Origin of the sequence: Coleofasciculus sp. G2-EDA-02, assembly GCF_040226375.1 — a bacterium.
Lineage (GTDB): Bacteria > Cyanobacteriota > Cyanobacteriia > Cyanobacteriales > Coleofasciculaceae > Coleofasciculus.
On record NZ_JAVKEW010000068.1, the window covers coordinates 1 to 17888 of the forward strand.

Genomic DNA, 17888 nt, shown 5'->3' on the forward strand with positions numbered 1-17888 from the left:
TTTTTGCAATAGACAAGAGATCGGTGAAAACCCTCGCTACATCAAGGTTGAGCGCGATTGTACCCATGTAGGGCGGCTAAAAAATCGCGCAAAGCCGCACGGTGAGGCAGTTTTGATTTTTTGGCTGGGGGAACTTCAGCTAGAGACAAAAAGGTGAAACTTTTTCGGGTTACTGTGTCTACCACCAGAACGGAATATGTGGCTACCAATGATTTAAGTCAATCTTCAACCGCTCAAGTTAAACATCAATGTAGTTTTCGATGGAAAATCGAGGAATTCCATCGAGAAATAAAACAATTGACAGGGATAGAAGCTTGTCAATGTCGTCAAGCGAGGATTCAAAAGAATCATCTGGCTTGTGCTTTATTAGTTTGGACTTTTCTGACCAAAATGGCTCAGACAGTTTTTCAGACAGTGTATCAACTAAAAGCTAATTTGTTGTCTGATTACCTCACACAAGAGCTTAAATATCCATCTTTAAAGCTGAGATTCATTTAGCTTTTAAATCAATTGATTTAATCAGAATGAAAGCGCGATTGCCCCAGTTATACTGTTGGCGACCGCTAGATTCTTGATGCGCTATATCTGGTGTCGTTGCGTAAGTCCTGATCTTTTGTTGGGTTTCCTGGCGTCAACCCAACCTACAACCTATTCCACCATTTTAGCTGGGTCAGTCCACTAGAGCGTCAGTCGGTGTAATAGCAGTTAGCGGTGGGTAATACAAATCTGGGTTGATTACCTCCTTTATAATCCAGTCCGCGCAGGCGGACGAAAGGCAAGTGTAGCAGCGATTTTAATCGCCGTGAAAAAAAGGGGGTTACTGATACTCTAGAATTTATGCTCAATTGCCCGATTCAGATTCCACGCTGCACTAATTAAGGACACATGGGTAAACGCTTGGGGAAAATTGCCCAAAGCTTCACCACTTGAACCCGTTTCCTCGGCATATAATCCTAAATGGTTGGCATAACTGAGCATCTGTTCAAAAATCAGTCTAGCGCTGTCAAGTCGCTTATTGTCTACTTTTCCCGCCCTAGTCAACGCCTCAACTAGCCAGAATGTACAGAGATTAAACGTTCCTTCTGTCCCTGAAATACCATCTGGTGCTTCTTCGGGATTATACCGATACACTAAACTATCCGAAACCAGTCCCCCTAGTTCTGGTGAGCAATTAATCGCATCCAGAGTTTTCAACATCCGAGGATCAGTGGGAGACATGAAGAACACCAAGGGCATAATTAAATTACTGGCATCTAGGGACGTGCTACCGTAATATTGAACAAAGGCTTGACGCTCCTCACTCCATCCCTTTGCCATAATTTCTTCATAGATGCGATCGCGTTCCTTGAGCCATCGCTGGTGATCTGCCGGAAATGAGCGCTTTTGAGCCAAACGTAACCCCCGATCGAGGGCTACCCAACACATGAGATTAGAGTAAATAAAATCTTTGCGTCCCCCTCGTGTTTCCCAGATTCCTTCATCTTGGCGTTGCCAATTATCGCACACCCAATTCAGTAACCGCCGTAGGGATAGCCACAAATCATAGGAAATCTCTGTTCCATATTTGTTGAACAAATACACCGAATCCATCAACTCGCCATAAATATCAAGCTGTAACTGCTGATAAGCCCCATTGCCAATCCGAACCGGGTAAGATCCCTTATACCCCTCCAGGTGATCCAGAATCTCTTCATCGAGATTATGATATCCATCAATCCCATACATAATCTGCAACGGATCATCTGAATCCAACTCCTGACAGCGATTTTCCAAGAAAAGCATAAACTGAGCGGCTTCCTCAGTAAACCCGATACGGAGTAAGGCATACAGAGTAAAGGATGCATCTCGAATCCAGGTATAGCGGTAATCCCAATTTCGAGTACCACCAATCATTTCGGGTAAGCTGCAAGTCGGCGCGGCTATAATTGCTCCCGTGGGTTCGTAGGTGAGCAACTTCAACACCAAAGCTGAACGTTCCACCGTCTCGCGCCATCGACCATCATAAGTACATTTAGCAATCCAGCGTCGCCAATACGCCACCGTATCGTCAAAGAGTTGAATCGCTTCTTGATGGCGCAGCGGCAAAGTACAACCCCCATCCGGGTCAGTTTCTTGCAGCACAAAAACGGCACTTTGTCCAGCCTCCAACGTAAATTCGGCAAAAACGCCGCGCTCATCCTGTTTTAACGGGATATCCGTCACCAATCCCAAACTCAGAGACGGCGACTTAAAGCACGCCCCCGTGGATGAGAGTATCGTCTTGTGGCGATCGCGGGCATAATTAAAAGCAGGATAACATTCTACGCGAAACGTCATCTTACAGCGAACCCCTTTAACTTGCCGCACTAACCAGTGATAACCTTGCTGATTAACTGGTACACCAACAGGCATAAAGTCAATAATCTCACCCACCCCACAAGATGCCAAGAAGCGAGTCACCAACACATTCGTTTCGGGCCAATATAACTGTTTATGAGTGACTCCATCCACACAGGGAGAAATCTTAAAATGACCCCCTTTTTCAGCATCCAGTAATGCGGCAAAAACGCTAGGAGAATCGTGGCGAGGAAAGCAAAACCAGTCAATCGAACCCCCTAAGCCAACTAAGGCTGTGGTGTGCATATTGCCGATAATGCCGTAATTCTCGATAGATTGATATGCCATTGAATAATGAATGTTGACTCTACGGGTATTTGGTTTAAGTATTACCGAAAGGATAGATAATTGCAAGGTGTGTCCGTGAACCAAGAATCCTCTCCCTAAAGGTGAGAGGATCGTCAATTTGTATTCTCTGTTCCTTGACAAATGACGAATGACTAATCCCCAATTTCCGCCAATTCCAACCAACGTTCTGTTGCTGTATCAATTGTCTGAGTCAAGGTTGCTAATTTCTGATAAAGCTCCTGAACCTGATTAACTTTACCAGGAGACGCATTATACAGCGCTTTCTCCACCTCTGCCTTTTGAGCTTCTAGTTGGGGAATCTTTTCTTCTAATTCTTCAAACTCGCGCTGTTCCCAATTAGAAAGCCGACGTGGTTTCCCCTTACCAGATGATTGAGTCTTCCGCGTTGCTCCATTAGACTCTTCTGATTTCTGTTGAATTTTAGCACATTCTTCAGCCTCTGCCGCTGCTTCCGCTTCTTTATAATCAATATACACAGAATAGTTACCCGGATACTGACGCAGAATCCCGCCTGACTCTAAGGCAAAGATTTTGTTAACGGTGCGATCTAAGAAATAGCGATCGTGAGACACCACAATCACACAACCATTGAAATTTTCTAGATAATCTTCCAACACCGAAAGCGTTCGCACATCTAAATCATTAGTCGGTTCATCCAGAATCAGCACATTGGGAGCGCTGATTAATACTCGTAACAAAAATAGGCGGCGCTTTTCTCCTCCAGAAAGTTTATAAATAGGAATGTATTGTTGATCCGGTGGAAACAGAAAACGCTCTAACATTTGCGATGCAGTAATCAGTGTTCCATCCCCCGCTTTCACATATTCTGCTACTTCTTTGAGATAATCAATCACCCGCTGATTTTCATTGATTGCCGCTAATAAATCATCAGAATGCTGGTCAAAATAGCCGAAGTGAATCGTTGCCCCAATATCAACCTCACCCGAATCCGGTTCAATCCGTCCTGTGATAATATCCATTAACGTTGATTTACCACTGCCATTTTCGCCAATAATACCAACGCGATCATCAGGGCTAAATTCGTAGGTAAAGTCTTTGATTAAAATCCGCTCGTCATAACCCTTAGAGACATTCTCTAACTCAATTACTTTATTGCCAATCCGGCGACTCGCTGTCGAAATATCGACCTTGCCTTGATCCTGTTTAAACTCTTGATCCTGCATCTGATGGATGCGATCAATTCGCGCTTTCTGCTTCGTACTCCGAGCTTTGGGTCCTCGTTTGAGCCATTCCAACTCTCGTCGCAATACGCCCTGATGTTTACGCTCTTGACTCGCGGCGGCTTCTTCAGCAAGAGCTTTTTTCTCTAAGTAGTAGGCATAGTTGCCATTGTAGGTATAGATGTCACCTCGGTCAATTTCAATAATCCGATTAGTGACTTGATCCAAAAAATAGCGATCGTGGGTAATTAATAGAATCGCCCCCGGATAGGATTTCAAATACCCCTGTAACCATTCCACAGATATGGCATCTAAATGGTTGGTGGGTTCATCCATCAATAACACATCGGGTTCTGATAGTAATGCTGTCGCCAAAGCAATGCGCTTACGGTAACCTCCGGATAAATTGCCAATTGGCGTGTCAAAGTCTTGAATTCCTAGCTTGGTGAGGATGACTTTGGCACTGGTTTCTAAATCCCAAGCGCCTAGAGTTTCGATGCGCTGCGTCACCTGAGATAAACGCGCCATGACTTGTTTATCGTCTGAATTTCGTGCCAATTTGTGGGATAATTCCTCATAATCCCGGATTAGTCTCATCTGTTCGCCACTATCGGCAAATATCTGTTCTAATACGGTGCGGTTTTCATCTAAGTCAGGTTGTTGGGGTAAGTAGGCAATTCTCGCGCCGGGATTGACAATAAATTGACCGCTATCAATGGATTCGAGTCCAGCAATCATTTTTAATAGAGTAGATTTGCCCGATCCATTGGTACCGATTAAGCCGACTTTATCGGTAACATTGAGGCTAAAGCTGGCATCTTTGAGGATTTCTTTAATGCCAAAATCTTTTTTAACGGATTGCAGCGTGAAGACACTCATTAGGGTTTTAAATTGATCCTATGTCTAAATTTGTCCTGTTTATAGTGTTTCCCATAAGGATGAGGTACTTATGTGAGGGCGCAAGGATGGTGCCCCGGAGAGCGCCCCTTATCTGGGTGTACCATCAGCACTTAGGAACCGCTAGATTGATTGATGGGAAAACAGTTTGTGCTTCTCTACACGTCATCTTTTGTTGTATCGTTCGTCTATCATACCTGTAGTTATTGGGACAAAAACCTTACTCTTGTATTCTTTTACCCTTTTACCCCTTCCCCACTATACACAACCGATGCTACCGGAGTTGATATTATCCCTCATATTTTCACGCTAGCACGTTCACATTAAATTTGCGATCGCCACGTCTCCCCTCCCCTGCTTCGAGATGTAGCAGACTTAGTCTGCTTCCCGTGTTTATCGGTAAAGATGCGATCGCGATCGCATTCTATCGAGAAGTAGGGGTTCTATAGCCATTGGTGTCAACTTAAGCGCCAAAAGCAGGGGGAGCAATGTAGAGACGCGCCATGGCGCGTCTGGGAGCAGGGGGTGTAGGGGCGGGTTTCACGGATAACATTTTGCGCCAAACCGATAACTTGACTAAACCCGCCCTTCTAGGGGATACTGCTGGTCATTAACTGAGGGGTCTGGGGTGGGAAGGGGGTTGGGGGGTTAAGTTTTTCCAATTCGCCAGCAGTATCCTAGGGAAAGCAGGGGAATGAGGTAGATGCAGCCAGGGAGACGTTGGAGTCTCTTGGCTTCAAATGTTTTAAAATCAACCCACAAACATCCGTCGCTTCAATCGCTGTTGTATCTAGCAGGTGAGTCTGCCGAGTTATCAATAATGGTTTTTCACTTGACGAAGTGGTGACACAACCATGAGAACCACGAACTAATGAGGCATCTAGAGAAATTACATCCATCAGGTAACGAAAACCAAGCTGTTTTTTTAGTAGCGTTAGAGCGATTTTTACTTGGGGAAGTTTGAGTTGTGGAGCGAGAAAAAGTTCGACAGGATCGTAACCTGGTTTGCGGTGAATATCCACAGTTCTAGCAAAGTCAGGAGCGCGGCGATCGCTAAGCCAATAATAGTAGGTAAACCAAGCATCAGGCTGTGCGATCGCAACCAACTCCCCTGCTCTGGGATGATCCAGATGGTAAGCTTGCTTACCTTCTTCATCTAATACTTTTGCTACCCCAACAGTAGCTTCTAAAAGAGAGCGAACTTTGGGAATATAAGCTGAATCATTAACATAGACATGAGCCACTTGATGATCGGCAACGGCAAAAGCAGTACTTGCTCCCGGATCGAGCAATTCTCGTCCCAACTCCTCACGCACTACAATTAATCCATTTTCCCGCAGAATTCGGTTCAGATGAACAGGTTTAGACACTGAGGTGATGCCGTATTCAGACAGAACAATAACCTGAGCATTGCGTGATTCGTAGTACTCAATCAAATCGCCACAAACTGTATCAATTTCTTGCAAATCCTTCTGTATCTGTTTCTCGTCGCAGCCAACTCGTTGCAAGCAATAATCTAAGTGAGGCAGATAGATTAAAGTTAATGTGGGGTTATAGCGCTGCTCAATCCACTTGGCTGATTCTGCAATCCATTGGCTAGAATGAATAGAAGTATTAGGTCCCCAGAAATTGAAGAGGGGGAATTGACCTAAATCGGATTGAATTTGCGATCGCATTTCCCCAGGTTGAGTATAAATATCCGGGATTTTTCTGCCATCGGCGGGGTACATGGGGCGCGGTGTAATCGTGTAGTCTACCGAAGAATACATATTATACCACCAGAAGAGGTTGGCACAGGTAAAAGTGGGGTCAATAGATTTCGCCATCTCCCATACTTTAGGAGCCTGCACTAACTTATTTGACTGTCGCCAAAACTTCACCTCACATTCATCTCGGAAGTACCAGCCATTGGCAACAATTCCATGTTCATCTGGTAATTTTCCCGTTAAGTAAGTCGCTTGAACCGAACAAGTTACAGCAGGCAAAATGGGCGTCACCGACACCACTTGCCCTTGAGAACTCCAACGGGATAAAAACGGAGTATTTTTTCCCAGTAAGCCAGGAGTTAATCCAACAACATTAAGAACAACTGTTTTTTGCATGAGCAATACTTAGACTGATTTTCTACAGATAACTTTTTATTTCTATTTTTCTCTCCTATAAAACAGAAACTTTGGAATTGATGCTTCCAGCACTCATTGTTCCCAATACCCACTCATACTCTCGCTGAATGGATGCCAACAAATCCATCTTCATTTCTGCTGGCAATACATCCCAGGTGTAAGTCTCAATTTCCAGATGTTGACAAGTGGGGTTTTCTTGCAGTAGCTTCAGCACAGTAATAATGTCATCTTGAGTAGACTGCAATAGTTGATAGTCGTGGATAAAAATTGGGACGTGAAAGTGAGTGCGCCACTCCTGGGCAGGAGATTTTTGAAGCTGTGGTAATGCTGTTTCTAAGTCAGGATAATGATAGAAACCTCCATCAGATCTTCGCTCTATGACTTGGTGTAAATAGGTAGATTCGGCAAAGGGACGCAATCGCTCAAAAACCTGATTTCTATCCTCATAATCCTGAGGCACTATAACTTTTAATGCAGCACTAATTTGAATCTTACCAATTTTAATTCCTGCTGATTGAAAACGGCTAAACACTGAAGCAGGTTCTTCATACTCCACAGCAAAATGGCAGGTGTCATAACAAACGCGCACATGATCGAGTATTTTAGCTTCGGCTGATTCCGGCGAAATTCCTAAGCGTTCTGCTAAATATGCTCCACCCATTGGCAATAACCAATTCTGAAAAAAATCAATGACTTCATCCGCATTTTCAATCAAACCATCCGGCTCCGGTTCCAAGTCTATATGCAGCAATTTCCCCGTTTCTTCCTGGAGGCGTACCATTTCCTCTACCAGCAGAGTCAGATTAAAGCTACTATCTTTCAGAACTGTTTCACTCATAGTTTTGTCTTCTTTCCACCAGGGTTTATAAGACAGCGGTAAGGTAGAAATTCCGCCATCCATTCCTTCAGGTAATAAGGCGGCTAGGATTTTCGTCAAGCGCATTGTATAGTCTAACCGTTCTTGCTTAGACCAATCTGGTGCATAAACTTGGTCTTTTACAACCTGGTGATGAAATCCTCCATAAGGAAATCCATTCAGGGTAAAAACATATAATTTTTGCTCGGTTAGCCATGCTTGGAATTGAGTGAGATTATCTGCTTCTAAAAGTTCCCGTGCTGCGACATCTGCTAATCGAAGTCCAACACCGAAGGGTTTTGTGGGTGAGAGTTGTGCTTTGAGGATTGGAATATATTGTTCTAGGTTTAAAAAGACTTTTTTCCACTCTTCACCCGGATGAATGTTGGTGCAATAGGTTAAGTGAAAGCCACTGTCTATTTGAATCTTCATCGTTCAGTACTTCGTCTACAAAGGTAAGCTATCTATCTTACTTAGCGTGAATAGGGAATTTGCACTCATGGAATACTCCCCACCATCTGCCTATTTTCGGCAACCTCTCGCAAGATAGAAATTGCTTGCCTATATAAAGAAAAATCTACCTCGTGAACCTCTACTCCCTGTCCAATTCCTTGCAGCAGCATCAGGGTAAGTTCTCCTCCTAAATGTTCCCGAAACTCAGTTAATCCCCGGAATAGAGAACGGGTATGTTCTGGTTGATGAAGTTGTTCATCCAGTTCTGGTACATATAATGTAAACCCCAATTCTATCAGCGTATTTAATATTTGTTGACACTCGGACTGAGTGAGCAATCCGGCTAAGTAGGAATATGTACTATCTAGGGCAATTCCAATCGCTACTGCTTCACCATGACGCAACTTATAATTTGTCAAATACTCCAATTTGTGAGCCGCCCAGTGACCGAAATCTAAAGGACGGGACGAACCGGCTTCAAAGGGATCGCCACTATTAGCAATATGTGCCAAATGTAATTGAGCGCAACGATAAATTAGCTGCTGCATTGCATTCATATCTCGCTGCACCAATGCCTCAGCCTGAGTTGTAATGAACTCAAAAAAATCGGTATCTTTTATCAGCGCCACCTTAACTGCCTCAGCAATTCCAGATCGCCAATCTCGCTCATCTAGAGTTGTGATAAAATTAAAGTCATTCACAACTGCAAAAGGGGGCGCAAAACTGCCGAGAAAATTCTTTTTTTTAAAGGCATTAATTCCATTTTTAACCCCTACCCCAGAATCATTTTGGGCTAATACAGTTGTAGGAATTCGGATCAGTCGGATTCCTCGATGAGCCGTTGCTGCGGCATATCCGGCTAAGTCCAATATAGCACCCCCACCAATGGCTAGTAAGTAGGAGTGACGGCACAATCCCACTTCATTAATAATCTGGTGAATTTCCTCTAACTGTTTGGGATTGTTCTTGGCAGCTTCTCCACCAGAAACAATAACTGGATTTGCGCTTAAGGTTAAGGCGTTTTCATATCGCTTAGTATAGGCGGCTATTTGCTCTGGCAGTTCTTCATGATAATGTAATAGTCCTGAATCTATAATAGCGATCGCTTTTTTCGTCCCTCTCTCCCCATCTGCTGTTACTACTTGCGCCAGCAAAGCATTATCTAAATCAAACACCCCTGTCGTAAAGTGAACGTTATAAGTAAAGGTAACGCGAATCTGTTGATTGATTGGTTGTAAATTTAATCTGGCTTTTCCCGCTCGGCTAATCGTCATTGTTTTTTTAAGTGACAGCAAACAGTTGTGCTAATCCCATTGAGATAGGCAGCAGAAGTAGCACCAATAATCCGAAAGGCAGCCCCGCAAAACCAGCCGCAATTGTTGCATCTAAGACAATCAACGACAACACACCAGCCTTTACCGCCGTTCGGATTTGTTCGGGCATGGGTTCACGGGCAGCTTTTACAAATGGTGGCATTACCCGAAAAGATAATAAAGCAGCGAATGGCAGGGCGGTAATAATTTCATAATTTGGCAATAGTCCTAATCCTAGAATACCACTAATTACTACCCCAATCAGCAGTAAAGCTACAACTCCTGTAATCTTTTTTCCACCTTGGACTTCCCCCTGACTAATGGCAGTGATTGCCGCAATATAAACAATAGGAATCAGGGCTAAATACCAGCGTTCCTCTACCATTGCGGGTAAAACACTTACACCTAGTAGTAAGTTGCCACCGCGACATAGCCCCATATTCAGAGGACCAAAAAAAGTATGATGTTTGGCGAGGGCGTCATAACTCAAAGCCTCACCCGCAATAATTGCGGCTAAAACACCACTCACCCAGGAAACCTGTGCAGCCGCCACGACACCGATACCTAACAGCACAGTCCCCAGCACAGTTGCCCCCTGACGCGAGGCGCGACTACTCGGAATTGGTCGTTCTGGGCGTTCTTTAGCATCGAGTTCAGCATCAAAGACATCATTAAAAACAACGCCACCGCCGTATAAACCCGTTGTTGCTATTAGCAACCAAACCAAAGGAAGCAGTTGAATAAAAACCCCTTGCCCAGTGATTACCTGATCAAAAATAATCGCCGCTCCAGAAGCCGCAAATCCAACCAAAATATCAGCCCAAGCCGTCACAATATTGGCAGGGCGCATTAATTGTAAATAAGCCCACCCACCCTGAGAACTCAAACCTGCCCCATTCACTCCATACCTCCTCTTCCTCTCTCCGGTGCGTTCTCTGTGTTTCTGTGGTTCGTTTTTCTCTACTCAATCAACACATCATAGTCCTGAACGGACTCAATACCCGGTTCCTGCCCCCGCAACACAGAATTACCATTAAACAACTGACTTTGGTCAATCGCTGATGGATTAAGCCAATCTTCTGCTTTCATCACCCCAGTTTGGCTATAAGCCGCCAAAGCATTTTCATAACAAACTGCCCGTACATGATCGTCCGGAATCCCCCGTTGTAGCATCAATCGAGCAGTCTTCGGCACAGCTAACGGATCACTCATTCCCCAATCGGCGCTACTATCAACGATGATGCGCTTACACCCATATTGACGTACAACCTCCACCATCCTAGCATTACCCATCTTCGTCATTGGGTAAATTGTAAAAGCTGCCCAAAAACCGCGACTTAGCACTTCCTCAACGGTTTCTTCATTATTGTGGTCAATAATCACCTGGGACGGATCTAATTTATGTTCAAGGCAACGATCCATACTGCGACTTGTGCCTGCCTTTTTGTTGCGGTGGGGTGTATGGATTAATACTAACATATCCAGTTCTTTGGCTAAATCGAGCTGCTGACGAAAATACTTATCTTCCGCATCCGTCATGTCGTCGTAGCCAATTTCACCAATAGCAACAACACCTTCCTTACAGGCATAAAGTGGCAGCAGTTCCATCACTTCTTCTGCCAACGCTTCATTGTTAGCTTCCTTCGGATTTAACCCAATTGTGCAATAATGTTTGATACCAAATTGACTGGCACGAAAGCGTTCCCATCCGACAATACTGCTGAAATAATCCTTAAATGTTCCAATATTAGTACGGGGTTGCCCTAGCCAGAAGGATGGCTCAATAACAGCAACAATGCCATACTCCCGCATGGTGAGGTAATCGTAACTCGTGCGGGAACTCATGTGAATGTGGGGGTCAATGAACATCATGGGCAAGGTATTCATGATTACTTGTTTTGGCTGGATAGGTTTTGGCTGGATAGGTGGTGTTGGCTAAAGCTGTCCCACGTTAAATTACCGTTTTGAATTAAAGATTGCAAGTCTGGGCGACTGGCAAGAAGGGCTTGGGTTTGGGGTGAGGATGATTGGGAACAAGCTAAGGCAGCAGCTTGTTGTTGGGCGATATCCGAGTCAGATAGAACTTTTTGTAAGTCGGATGCGATCGCATCATCAACAAATCCCCCTACAACTCGCCACAGTTCCGGTGTTACGGGGCGTTTAGCTGACCAGCGTTCGTGGGCATAATCGACTAACATCTGAGCTAATTGTGGGTTAGCGCGTTCATCTAATCCCTGAATGAGATACAAGGGACTCCCGATGAAAACGGCTTTTAGAACCATTTGATTCCAAGCGATATCATCGAAATACTCGGCAGGGTAAGGATTTCTCAGTGCCACAGCATTGAAAACCGTCGTCATATTGCTGCGAACCCCTTCCGCCGCTTGTGCCTTGTGTTTTTCAGGATAAGGTAATAACGGTAAACTTTGATACAGCGCGACTAACTCCCCTTCATCGGCAGTAGTGAAAACCTTATTAAGCGTCTGTACATAGGTTTCGGCGCGATACTCCGGCGGAGTCGCTACGCGATCGCATGGCAGAGATAATACTAAAAGCGTGCGACCCGCCTGATCTACAGTCCAATGACCAGCAAACCAACCAGGGCGTACTTCCTGTGCTGCTTCCAAGTCCTCTACACTCAGATCCAGAGCCTGTTTGCCTATGTAACGCGGCACAGCGCTAAAGGCAGTAAAGAATACCCGTTCAGGGGCACCTTGAGCAATTTTTTCCTGCTTCTGCTCTAGCCAACTCAGACTTTCCTGAGAAACACGCTCTGAAAGCCAGCGGTGCAGTAGTTGTTTGTCCATTTACCAAACTCCTGACTCCTCAACGGGCGAATTATACTGGCTTACCTCCACTTCGTGAAGGTTGAAGCTGTAGCCTCTCGCTTGAAGGTGGCGTTTGTGCTATTCATTATGCGTCCTCATCACGCGGTGGGGTAAACCTCACCCCCCAACTCCAGGAGTCACGCTAGGATGTTTACATAAGTTAACAATTCTGGCGCAACCATGATTAATCTAATCGAATCCACAAAAGACTACTGGAGAAAGCTAGACGAGTTAGAAGCCGCCTACAAGCGAGGCGATGTCTCCGTTGAGGAAGTCGATGTGAGAGTGGCTCAACTCATGGATGAACTCGGTCATGAACGTAGAGTCACCTTACGCTATATAAGGCAAAGTGTGCTAAGGCTTTGGCAAGAGCAACGAGAAACCTTACTTGGCTTCGCTTTTCTGGCAATTTTGACCTATGCTTGGTTTATCTACAACTAGGCTCTACCAAGTTGTAGAAAGAATAGGTGAATAATGGAAAAAGCTACATTTGGAGCAGGCTGTTTCTGGGGAGTCGAGGCAGCATTTCGTCGATTAAACGGCGTTACTTCTACATCCGTTGGCTATATGGGAGGACATTTTCCCAACCCATGCTATTTGGATGTTTGTGCCAGAATTACCGGACATGCAGAAGTTGTGCAAGTGGAGTATGACTCGTCTCAGATTTCCTACAATGACTTGCTGAATGTCTTTTGGTCTATTCATGACCCTACCCAATATAATCGTCAAGGACCTGATCGCGGCGAGCAATACCGCTCGGTTATATTTTTCCACAATCCTGACCAAGAACAAGCCGCCAGAGAATCAAAGCGCAAGCTTCAGATGTCTGGTAAGTATGAACAGGATATTATGACCGAAATCAAACCTGCTTCTGATTACTATTTAGCTGAAGATTATCATCAGCAGTATTACGAGAAAAAAAGATGACATTGAGTTGATTGTCATTTGTCATTTATTAAAGAATCTGATTGGTGCGTTACGCTTCACTCTCCTATGCTTTTGATTCACAAATTGACAATGGATAATGAACAATGGATAATGACCTCTCCTTAAAAGAAGGAGGATTGAATTTAAGGAAAATATTTTTCAATTTCTTCGTAAACGAAGAGGTCTTAGACCCAATTAATCAATTATCAATTATCAATTATCAATTATCCATTGATAAAGGCGGGTTTCGTTGCTCAGCTATCAGTACCAAATTCTCCTAAGATGCTCGCGCCCGCCCCTATGGAATTTTTTCTTCTTATAGCGTTAACTCGCCTGGTTTTCTAGCTGTATGACTAATTTAACGTCGTACTCCTCCTCAAACGCGACTTTTTTATCCTCTAAACTCCAGACTTCTAAGGCGCAGGTATCATTATGCTCTACAGGCACTAGACGCAAACACAGTTCCTTTTCTTCTGGTAAATAATGGCATCTAATTTGAGAAATTGCCCCAATTTGTCGGCGATCAAGAGCAACAGCTAACCGTAATAAAGGACTCAATTCTTTTACTAAATGCCGATAGTATTTGTTGGGTAAATTGCTGTAATTTTCGTGCTTTTTCTTAGGTGAACTCTTGCGATGGTAACGAGCCAGGTTAGCGATAACTTCAATTTCAATATCAGTAAACCCGAGTAATTCCCCGTGGCGAATCAGGTAATAGGAATGCTTATGGTGTGACGAATGACTGACATACAAGCCACAATTGTGCAAAATTGCCGCCGCCCACAACAATTCTCGTGCTTCAGTTCCCCAATTGTGCAGGTGTCCTTTGGTTTGATTAAATAAACTAAGGGCAAAGTTAGCCACCCGTTCACTAGAGGCTAAGTTAACGTGATATTTTTGCGCCACTTTAATTACATTGCGTTTGCGAACTTCGCCTTGATACCGTAATCGGTCTTCAATTAAGCCTTGGGAAAGCATCCAGTCTACGATTACGCCCTCTCGCAAGGCGCGTTCCCCGACGGTGATAGATTCGATATCTAATAGCGTCATGGCTTCTAATAAAATAATCGCACCGGCAACGATAATTTCGGCTCGTTTCTCAGCAAGTCCGGGAAGTTTTTCCCGTTCAGCGCATGGAAGTGAGGCGAGTTGTTTGACAATATCTTTCAGGTCGTTGCGGTAGAATTCATAACCATTCAGGGGAGTAGGTATTATCCCTAAGGTTTCTTTGGCGTGAAGGACGGCTAGGGTTTCAATCGTACCTGAGGTTCCCACTAAACGGGGCTTTTCTCCCGGTTCTATATTCGCTAAGATATCTTCAACGGCACGTTCGAGGCGTCCCCGAATATAGGCTTGTAAGTATTGAAACTCGCGATCGCTAATTGGATCGGTGGTAATGAATTCACGGCTCAAGCGTACTGCGCCGACTTTGGTGCTGGTGAGAGAACGGGGAGCGTGACTATCACCTAAGATTAATTCCGTTGAACCGCCACCAATATCGATGATGATATGAGGCTGGTTATTAAATTCCATTCCCGACAAGACACCCAGATAAATCCGCCGTGCTTCTTCTTGACCGGAAATAAGGTTGACAAATAGCCCTAATTGTGAGTCAACTTCTTGTAAAAAGGTGCGTCCATTGGGGGCTTCCCGTACCGCACTCGTAGCCACAGCAACCAACTGTTCCACCTGGAAACTTTTAGCTAACTCTTGAGAGCGTTGCAACGCCGCGATCGCACGTTTCATGGCTTGGGGGGTTAAATTCCCCGTATGCGGATCACGTTCCCCCAGTCGCACGGTATCTTTTTCTTTGGCGATAATCGTAAACGAAGGAAGCCTGGGATCAATCCGGACGATGACCATGTGAATCGAATTCGTGCCGATATCAATGGCAGCCATTATGCGATCGTTGTCTGTGTTTGGAGTGGAAACTCCTGCCGAATTCCCTTTGGCAGCTAAATCGATCATGCTTGTATCTGGGATTACAACTCTAGCCGTGATGCTATTGACAACAATACCGTTAAACCTGCTTAAATCGACAGTACCAGACTGTTGCGTTATTTTGACATCCTCACCGCCCTACAAGGACGGTGATTCCCTACCAGTCAAACAGCTTGAGCTGAATGTACTCAAGGGTGGGTTGACGGCTCATCACACACTGCCTCAACTGAGGTCTTACACGCGCTCCCCGTCCGTTTATAGTCGTGGGTATGCCCTACCCCGACTCGCTCTATGTTGACCGACGCATTATCATCTCGGTCTTGTTCTACACCGCAGTTAACACAGACAATTGTCCTGATGGAAAGGTCTAACTTGCCCCATCGGTAGCCACATTCAGAACACACTTGGCTGGTGGGTTCCCATCGGTTAATTACCCGCAAATCCCGATTGTGCTTACAGGCTTTCCCTTCACACAATGAGCGGAACTCATACCATCCAGCCTGAGATATTGCCCGTGCTAACTTCCGGTTCTTTAGCATTGCGCCAACGTTTAAGTCCTCTAAGGCGATGATTTGGTTCTCATCCACCACCTTAGTGGATAGCTTGTGCAGGAAATCCCTGCGTTTATCCCTTACCTTGGCGTTGAGCTTGGCTATGCTTACCCTCATCCGTTCCCGTCGTTTACTCCCCCGTTGACGCTTAGCGACGCGGCGTTGGCAACGCTTGAGTTGGCGGTAGAGGCGAGAATAATCAGGAGTATCTACCTTTTCCCCATTGCTACAGGAGGCAAAGGTAGATAGCCCTAGGTCTATCCCTATGGACGGGTTGAGGGCAGGTTTAATTACATGTTCCACCTCAACTACAAAACTGAGGAAGTATCGATTCGCGCAATCCTTAATTACTGTGACTGAACTGGGTTGGGATGGCAGGGGACGGCTCCATTTGGTCTTGATTTCCCCAATCTTAGCTAGGTAAACTTTAGCCGCTTTGATACTAAACCCCCGTTTGGTGAACCGTGCACTTTGGCGATTGATTTTCCGTTTAAACCTTGGTGGGTTGACTTTTTTACCCTTTCGCTCCCCTTTCCGGGATGAGAAAAAATTCTTAAACGCTACCCCTAAATCGGCAACTGATTGCTGGAGAGGAACAACAGAAACTTCCTTCAACCATTCTCTAGCTTGAGTGTTTTTAGCTTGGGTAATGCAAACTTTCTGTAGCTCACTATTGTTGGGTAGCTTGTCTGATTGCTTACACACAGCTAAGGCATCATTCCAGACTACCCGCACACACCCAAATAGTCGCGCCAAAGATCGGCGTTGACCCGATGTAGGATAGATTCGGAACTGATACCTTGACTTCATGCCACTACAGTAGACCACCTAGTATCTTACCACATTGGGATAGCTTGGCTCGGATAAAAAGTCCCCCTTCCAAGGGGAGGCTTCAGACCCAACTTTCCGGTGAACTACCCACACGGCTGTTCCTTCGCTCTTTTGGTCGAGGTCAAGGGTGGGTTTAGAGATCTCCCTGGGGAACGCCTCTGCAGCAGACTTACGTCCACCCTTAACAGGGGGAGGGTTGGGGATGGGTAAGGTTTTCACGTTTACTATGGAAATGGTATAGTTCTGCCCAATTTGGTGAAGATTGTATAAAAGACCTGATCATCAATGCTAACCCAACAACACCCAAACTCAGTACCAACCTGGCTGGCGATCGCGCGGCTTTTGCGCTGGGATAAGCCAGCCGGACGCTTGATTTTGATGGTTCCAGCGCTGTGGGCAGTTTTCTTAGCCGCCCAAGGTACACCCCCGATTCCCTTAGTCGGTGTGATTATCCTGGGAACCTTAGCCACCAGTGCAGCCGGTTGCGTAATCAACGATTTGTGGGATCGAGATATTGATCCGCAAGTCGAACGAACAAAAGAACGTCCCTTAGCCTCTCGCGCCCTGTCGGTTCAAGTGGGCGTGGTTGTGGCGTTAGTAACGATGAGTTGTGCAGGTATCCTTGCCCTTTATCTCAATCCCTTCACATTTTGGCTGTGCGTCGCCGCCGTTCCCGTGATTGTATTTTATCCGTCAGCCAAGCGAGTTTTTCCGATTCCCCAGTTGGTATTATCCATCGCCTGGGGGTTTGCTGTTTTAATCAGTTGGAGTGCCGTTACTGGGAATTTAGCACCCGCCACTTGGTTTTTGTGGGCAGCAACGGTAGCTTGGACTTTAGGGTTTGACACCGTTTATGCGATGTCAGACCGTGAAGATGACCAGAAACTTGGAGTAAATTCTAGCGCCTTGTTTTTTGGAGACTACGCCCCGGAAGCAGTTGGTCTATTTTTTGCCGCTACGGTGGGATTTTTGGCAAGATTGGGATTTGTCATGCAGCTACACTGGGGCTTTTGGGTGGCTTTAGGTGTGGCAATTATCGGGTGGATTTGGCACTATAGGCGACTGCGCCAACCTGATATTCCCAAACCCGTTTATGGAGAAATTTTCTGCCAAAATGTCTGGATTGGTTTTGTGTTACTTGTCGGGATGATTGTGGGTTTGAAACTGTAATTTGATTTCTGTGCATATCTAAGCAATTGTGATCAAAATGTATAGCTATAACCATCTTTACGGTGAATTGGTGTGCAGTAATCCAATCTGATTGACCTCCTCTTTTTGTCAATAACGAACTCGCCACGACCG

14 protein-coding genes and 1 pseudogene are annotated in these 17888 nt (G+C 45.2%); 4 read left to right on the forward strand and 11 right to left on the reverse strand.

Going from position 1 to position 17888, the window contains the following annotated elements; genetic code table 11:
* Positions 1 to 41: 41 nt before the first annotated feature.
* Positions 42 to 209, reverse strand: a complete 168-nt coding sequence (locus RLO19_RS06580; RefSeq protein WP_446354927.1) for a hypothetical protein — start codon at positions 207 to 209, stop codon at positions 42 to 44.
* On the opposite strand from RLO19_RS06580, the pseudogene RLO19_RS06585 reads away from it, so the two are divergent.
* Positions 142 to 498: pseudogene (locus RLO19_RS06585) on the forward strand (IS701 family transposase); the annotation flags it as partial. The gene RLO19_RS06580 and the pseudogene RLO19_RS06585 sit on opposite strands and share 68 nt — an antisense overlap.
* A 330-nt stretch (positions 499 to 828) precedes the next feature.
* Here RLO19_RS06585 and RLO19_RS06590 read toward each other — a convergent pair.
* The 8 genes from RLO19_RS06590 to RLO19_RS06625 all read right to left on the reverse strand — a co-directional run bounded on the left by RLO19_RS06590 (position 829) and on the right by RLO19_RS06625 (position 12315).
* Positions 829 to 2664 (reverse strand): glycoside hydrolase family 15 protein, encoded by a 1836-nt coding sequence (locus RLO19_RS06590; protein ID WP_446354903.1) that lies wholly within the window; start codon positions 2662 to 2664, stop codon positions 829 to 831.
* A gap of 152 nt (positions 2665 to 2816) precedes the next feature.
* Positions 2817 to 4745: an ABC-F family ATP-binding cassette domain-containing protein gene (locus RLO19_RS06595; RefSeq protein WP_446354905.1), complete on the reverse strand. Its 1929-nt coding sequence runs from the start codon at positions 4743 to 4745 to the stop codon at positions 2817 to 2819.
* Between the two features lie 695 nt (positions 4746 to 5440).
* The gene (locus RLO19_RS06600) at positions 5441 to 6865 is read right to left on the reverse strand and encodes an alkaline phosphatase family protein (protein ID WP_446354907.1); all 1425 of its coding nucleotides are present in this window, start codon (positions 6863 to 6865) and stop codon (positions 5441 to 5443) included.
* Positions 6866 to 6920: 55 nt separating this feature from the next.
* Positions 6921 to 8174 carry a metabolite traffic protein EboE gene (gene eboE / locus RLO19_RS06605; RefSeq protein WP_446354908.1) on the reverse strand — a complete coding sequence of 418 codons (1254 nt, stop codon included), beginning with the start codon at positions 8172 to 8174 and terminating at the stop codon, positions 6921 to 6923.
* 65 nt (positions 8175 to 8239) lie between these two features.
* A complete protein-coding gene (locus RLO19_RS06610; protein WP_446354910.1) occupies positions 8240 to 9469 on the reverse strand; it encodes a 3-dehydroquinate synthase in 1230 nt (409 codons plus the stop codon).
* Between the two features lie 7 nt (positions 9470 to 9476).
* Positions 9477 to 10409, reverse strand: coding sequence for a UbiA-like protein EboC (eboC, locus tag RLO19_RS06615; protein ID WP_446354912.1), 933 nt, complete (start codon positions 10407 to 10409; stop codon positions 9477 to 9479).
* Positions 10410 to 10468: 59 nt separating this feature from the next.
* On the reverse strand, positions 10469 to 11377 hold the full coding sequence (locus RLO19_RS06620) for a TatD family hydrolase (protein ID WP_446354926.1): 909 nt from the start codon (positions 11375 to 11377) through the stop codon (positions 10469 to 10471).
* Positions 11378 to 11397: 20 nt separating this feature from the next.
* Positions 11398 to 12315, reverse strand: coding sequence for an EboA family metabolite traffic protein (locus tag RLO19_RS06625; protein WP_446354914.1), 918 nt, complete (start codon positions 12313 to 12315; stop codon positions 11398 to 11400).
* Between the two features lie 201 nt (positions 12316 to 12516).
* Here RLO19_RS06625 and RLO19_RS06630 point away from each other — a divergent pair, with 201 nt between their 5' ends.
* Positions 12517 to 12777 (forward strand): hypothetical protein, encoded by a 261-nt coding sequence (locus tag RLO19_RS06630; RefSeq protein WP_446354916.1) that lies wholly within the window; start codon positions 12517 to 12519, stop codon positions 12775 to 12777.
* A 33-nt stretch (positions 12778 to 12810) separates the two neighbouring features.
* Positions 12811 to 13263: a peptide-methionine (S)-S-oxide reductase MsrA gene (gene msrA / locus RLO19_RS06635; protein ID WP_446354918.1), complete on the forward strand. Its 453-nt coding sequence runs from the start codon at positions 12811 to 12813 to the stop codon at positions 13261 to 13263.
* A 324-nt stretch (positions 13264 to 13587) separates the two neighbouring features.
* Here the strand turns inward: msrA and RLO19_RS06640 are convergent, their stop codons facing one another.
* Both RLO19_RS06640 and RLO19_RS06645 read right to left on the reverse strand, forming a co-directional pair.
* Positions 13588 to 15231 (reverse strand): Ppx/GppA phosphatase family protein, encoded by a 1644-nt coding sequence (locus RLO19_RS06640; protein ID WP_446354920.1) that lies wholly within the window; start codon positions 15229 to 15231, stop codon positions 13588 to 13590.
* A gap of 161 nt (positions 15232 to 15392) precedes the next feature.
* Positions 15393 to 16565: an RNA-guided endonuclease InsQ/TnpB family protein gene (locus tag RLO19_RS06645; protein ID WP_446354922.1), complete on the reverse strand. Its 1173-nt coding sequence runs from the start codon at positions 16563 to 16565 to the stop codon at positions 15393 to 15395.
* A gap of 306 nt (positions 16566 to 16871) precedes the next feature.
* Between RLO19_RS06645 and RLO19_RS06650 the strand changes: the two genes are divergently transcribed.
* Positions 16872 to 17756: a 4-hydroxybenzoate solanesyltransferase gene (locus tag RLO19_RS06650; protein WP_446354924.1), complete on the forward strand. Its 885-nt coding sequence runs from the start codon at positions 16872 to 16874 to the stop codon at positions 17754 to 17756.
* Positions 17757 to 17888: the final 132 nt, after the last annotated feature.

Coding starts and splice junctions, on each gene's coding strand:
- RLO19_RS06630 (WP_446354916.1), top strand. CDS start 12,517: ATGATTAATCTAATCGAATCCACAAAAGACTACTGGAGAAAGCTAGAC.
- eboE (WP_446354908.1), bottom strand. CDS start 8,174: ATGAAGATTCAAATAGACAGTGGCTTTCACTTAACCTATTGCACCAAC.
- RLO19_RS06620 (WP_446354926.1), bottom strand. CDS start 11,377: ATGTTCATTGACCCCCACATTCACATGAGTTCCCGCACGAGTTACGAT.
- RLO19_RS06590 (WP_446354903.1), bottom strand. CDS start 2,664: ATGGCATATCAATCTATCGAGAATTACGGCATTATCGGCAATATGCAC.
- RLO19_RS06645 (WP_446354922.1), bottom strand. CDS start 16,565: ATGAAGTCAAGGTATCAGTTCCGAATCTATCCTACATCGGGTCAACGC.
- RLO19_RS06600 (WP_446354907.1), bottom strand. CDS start 6,865: ATGCAAAAAACAGTTGTTCTTAATGTTGTTGGATTAACTCCTGGCTTA.
- RLO19_RS06625 (WP_446354914.1), bottom strand. CDS start 12,315: ATGGACAAACAACTACTGCACCGCTGGCTTTCAGAGCGTGTTTCTCAG.
- RLO19_RS06610 (WP_446354910.1), bottom strand. CDS start 9,469: ATGACGATTAGCCGAGCGGGAAAAGCCAGATTAAATTTACAACCAATC.
- RLO19_RS06595 (WP_446354905.1), bottom strand. CDS start 4,745: ATGAGTGTCTTCACGCTGCAATCCGTTAAAAAAGATTTTGGCATTAAA.
- RLO19_RS06650 (WP_446354924.1), top strand. CDS start 16,872: ATGCTAACCCAACAACACCCAAACTCAGTACCAACCTGGCTGGCGATC.
- msrA (WP_446354918.1), top strand. CDS start 12,811: ATGGAAAAAGCTACATTTGGAGCAGGCTGTTTCTGGGGAGTCGAGGCA.
- RLO19_RS06640 (WP_446354920.1), bottom strand. CDS start 15,231: ATGATCGATTTAGCTGCCAAAGGGAATTCGGCAGGAGTTTCCACTCCA.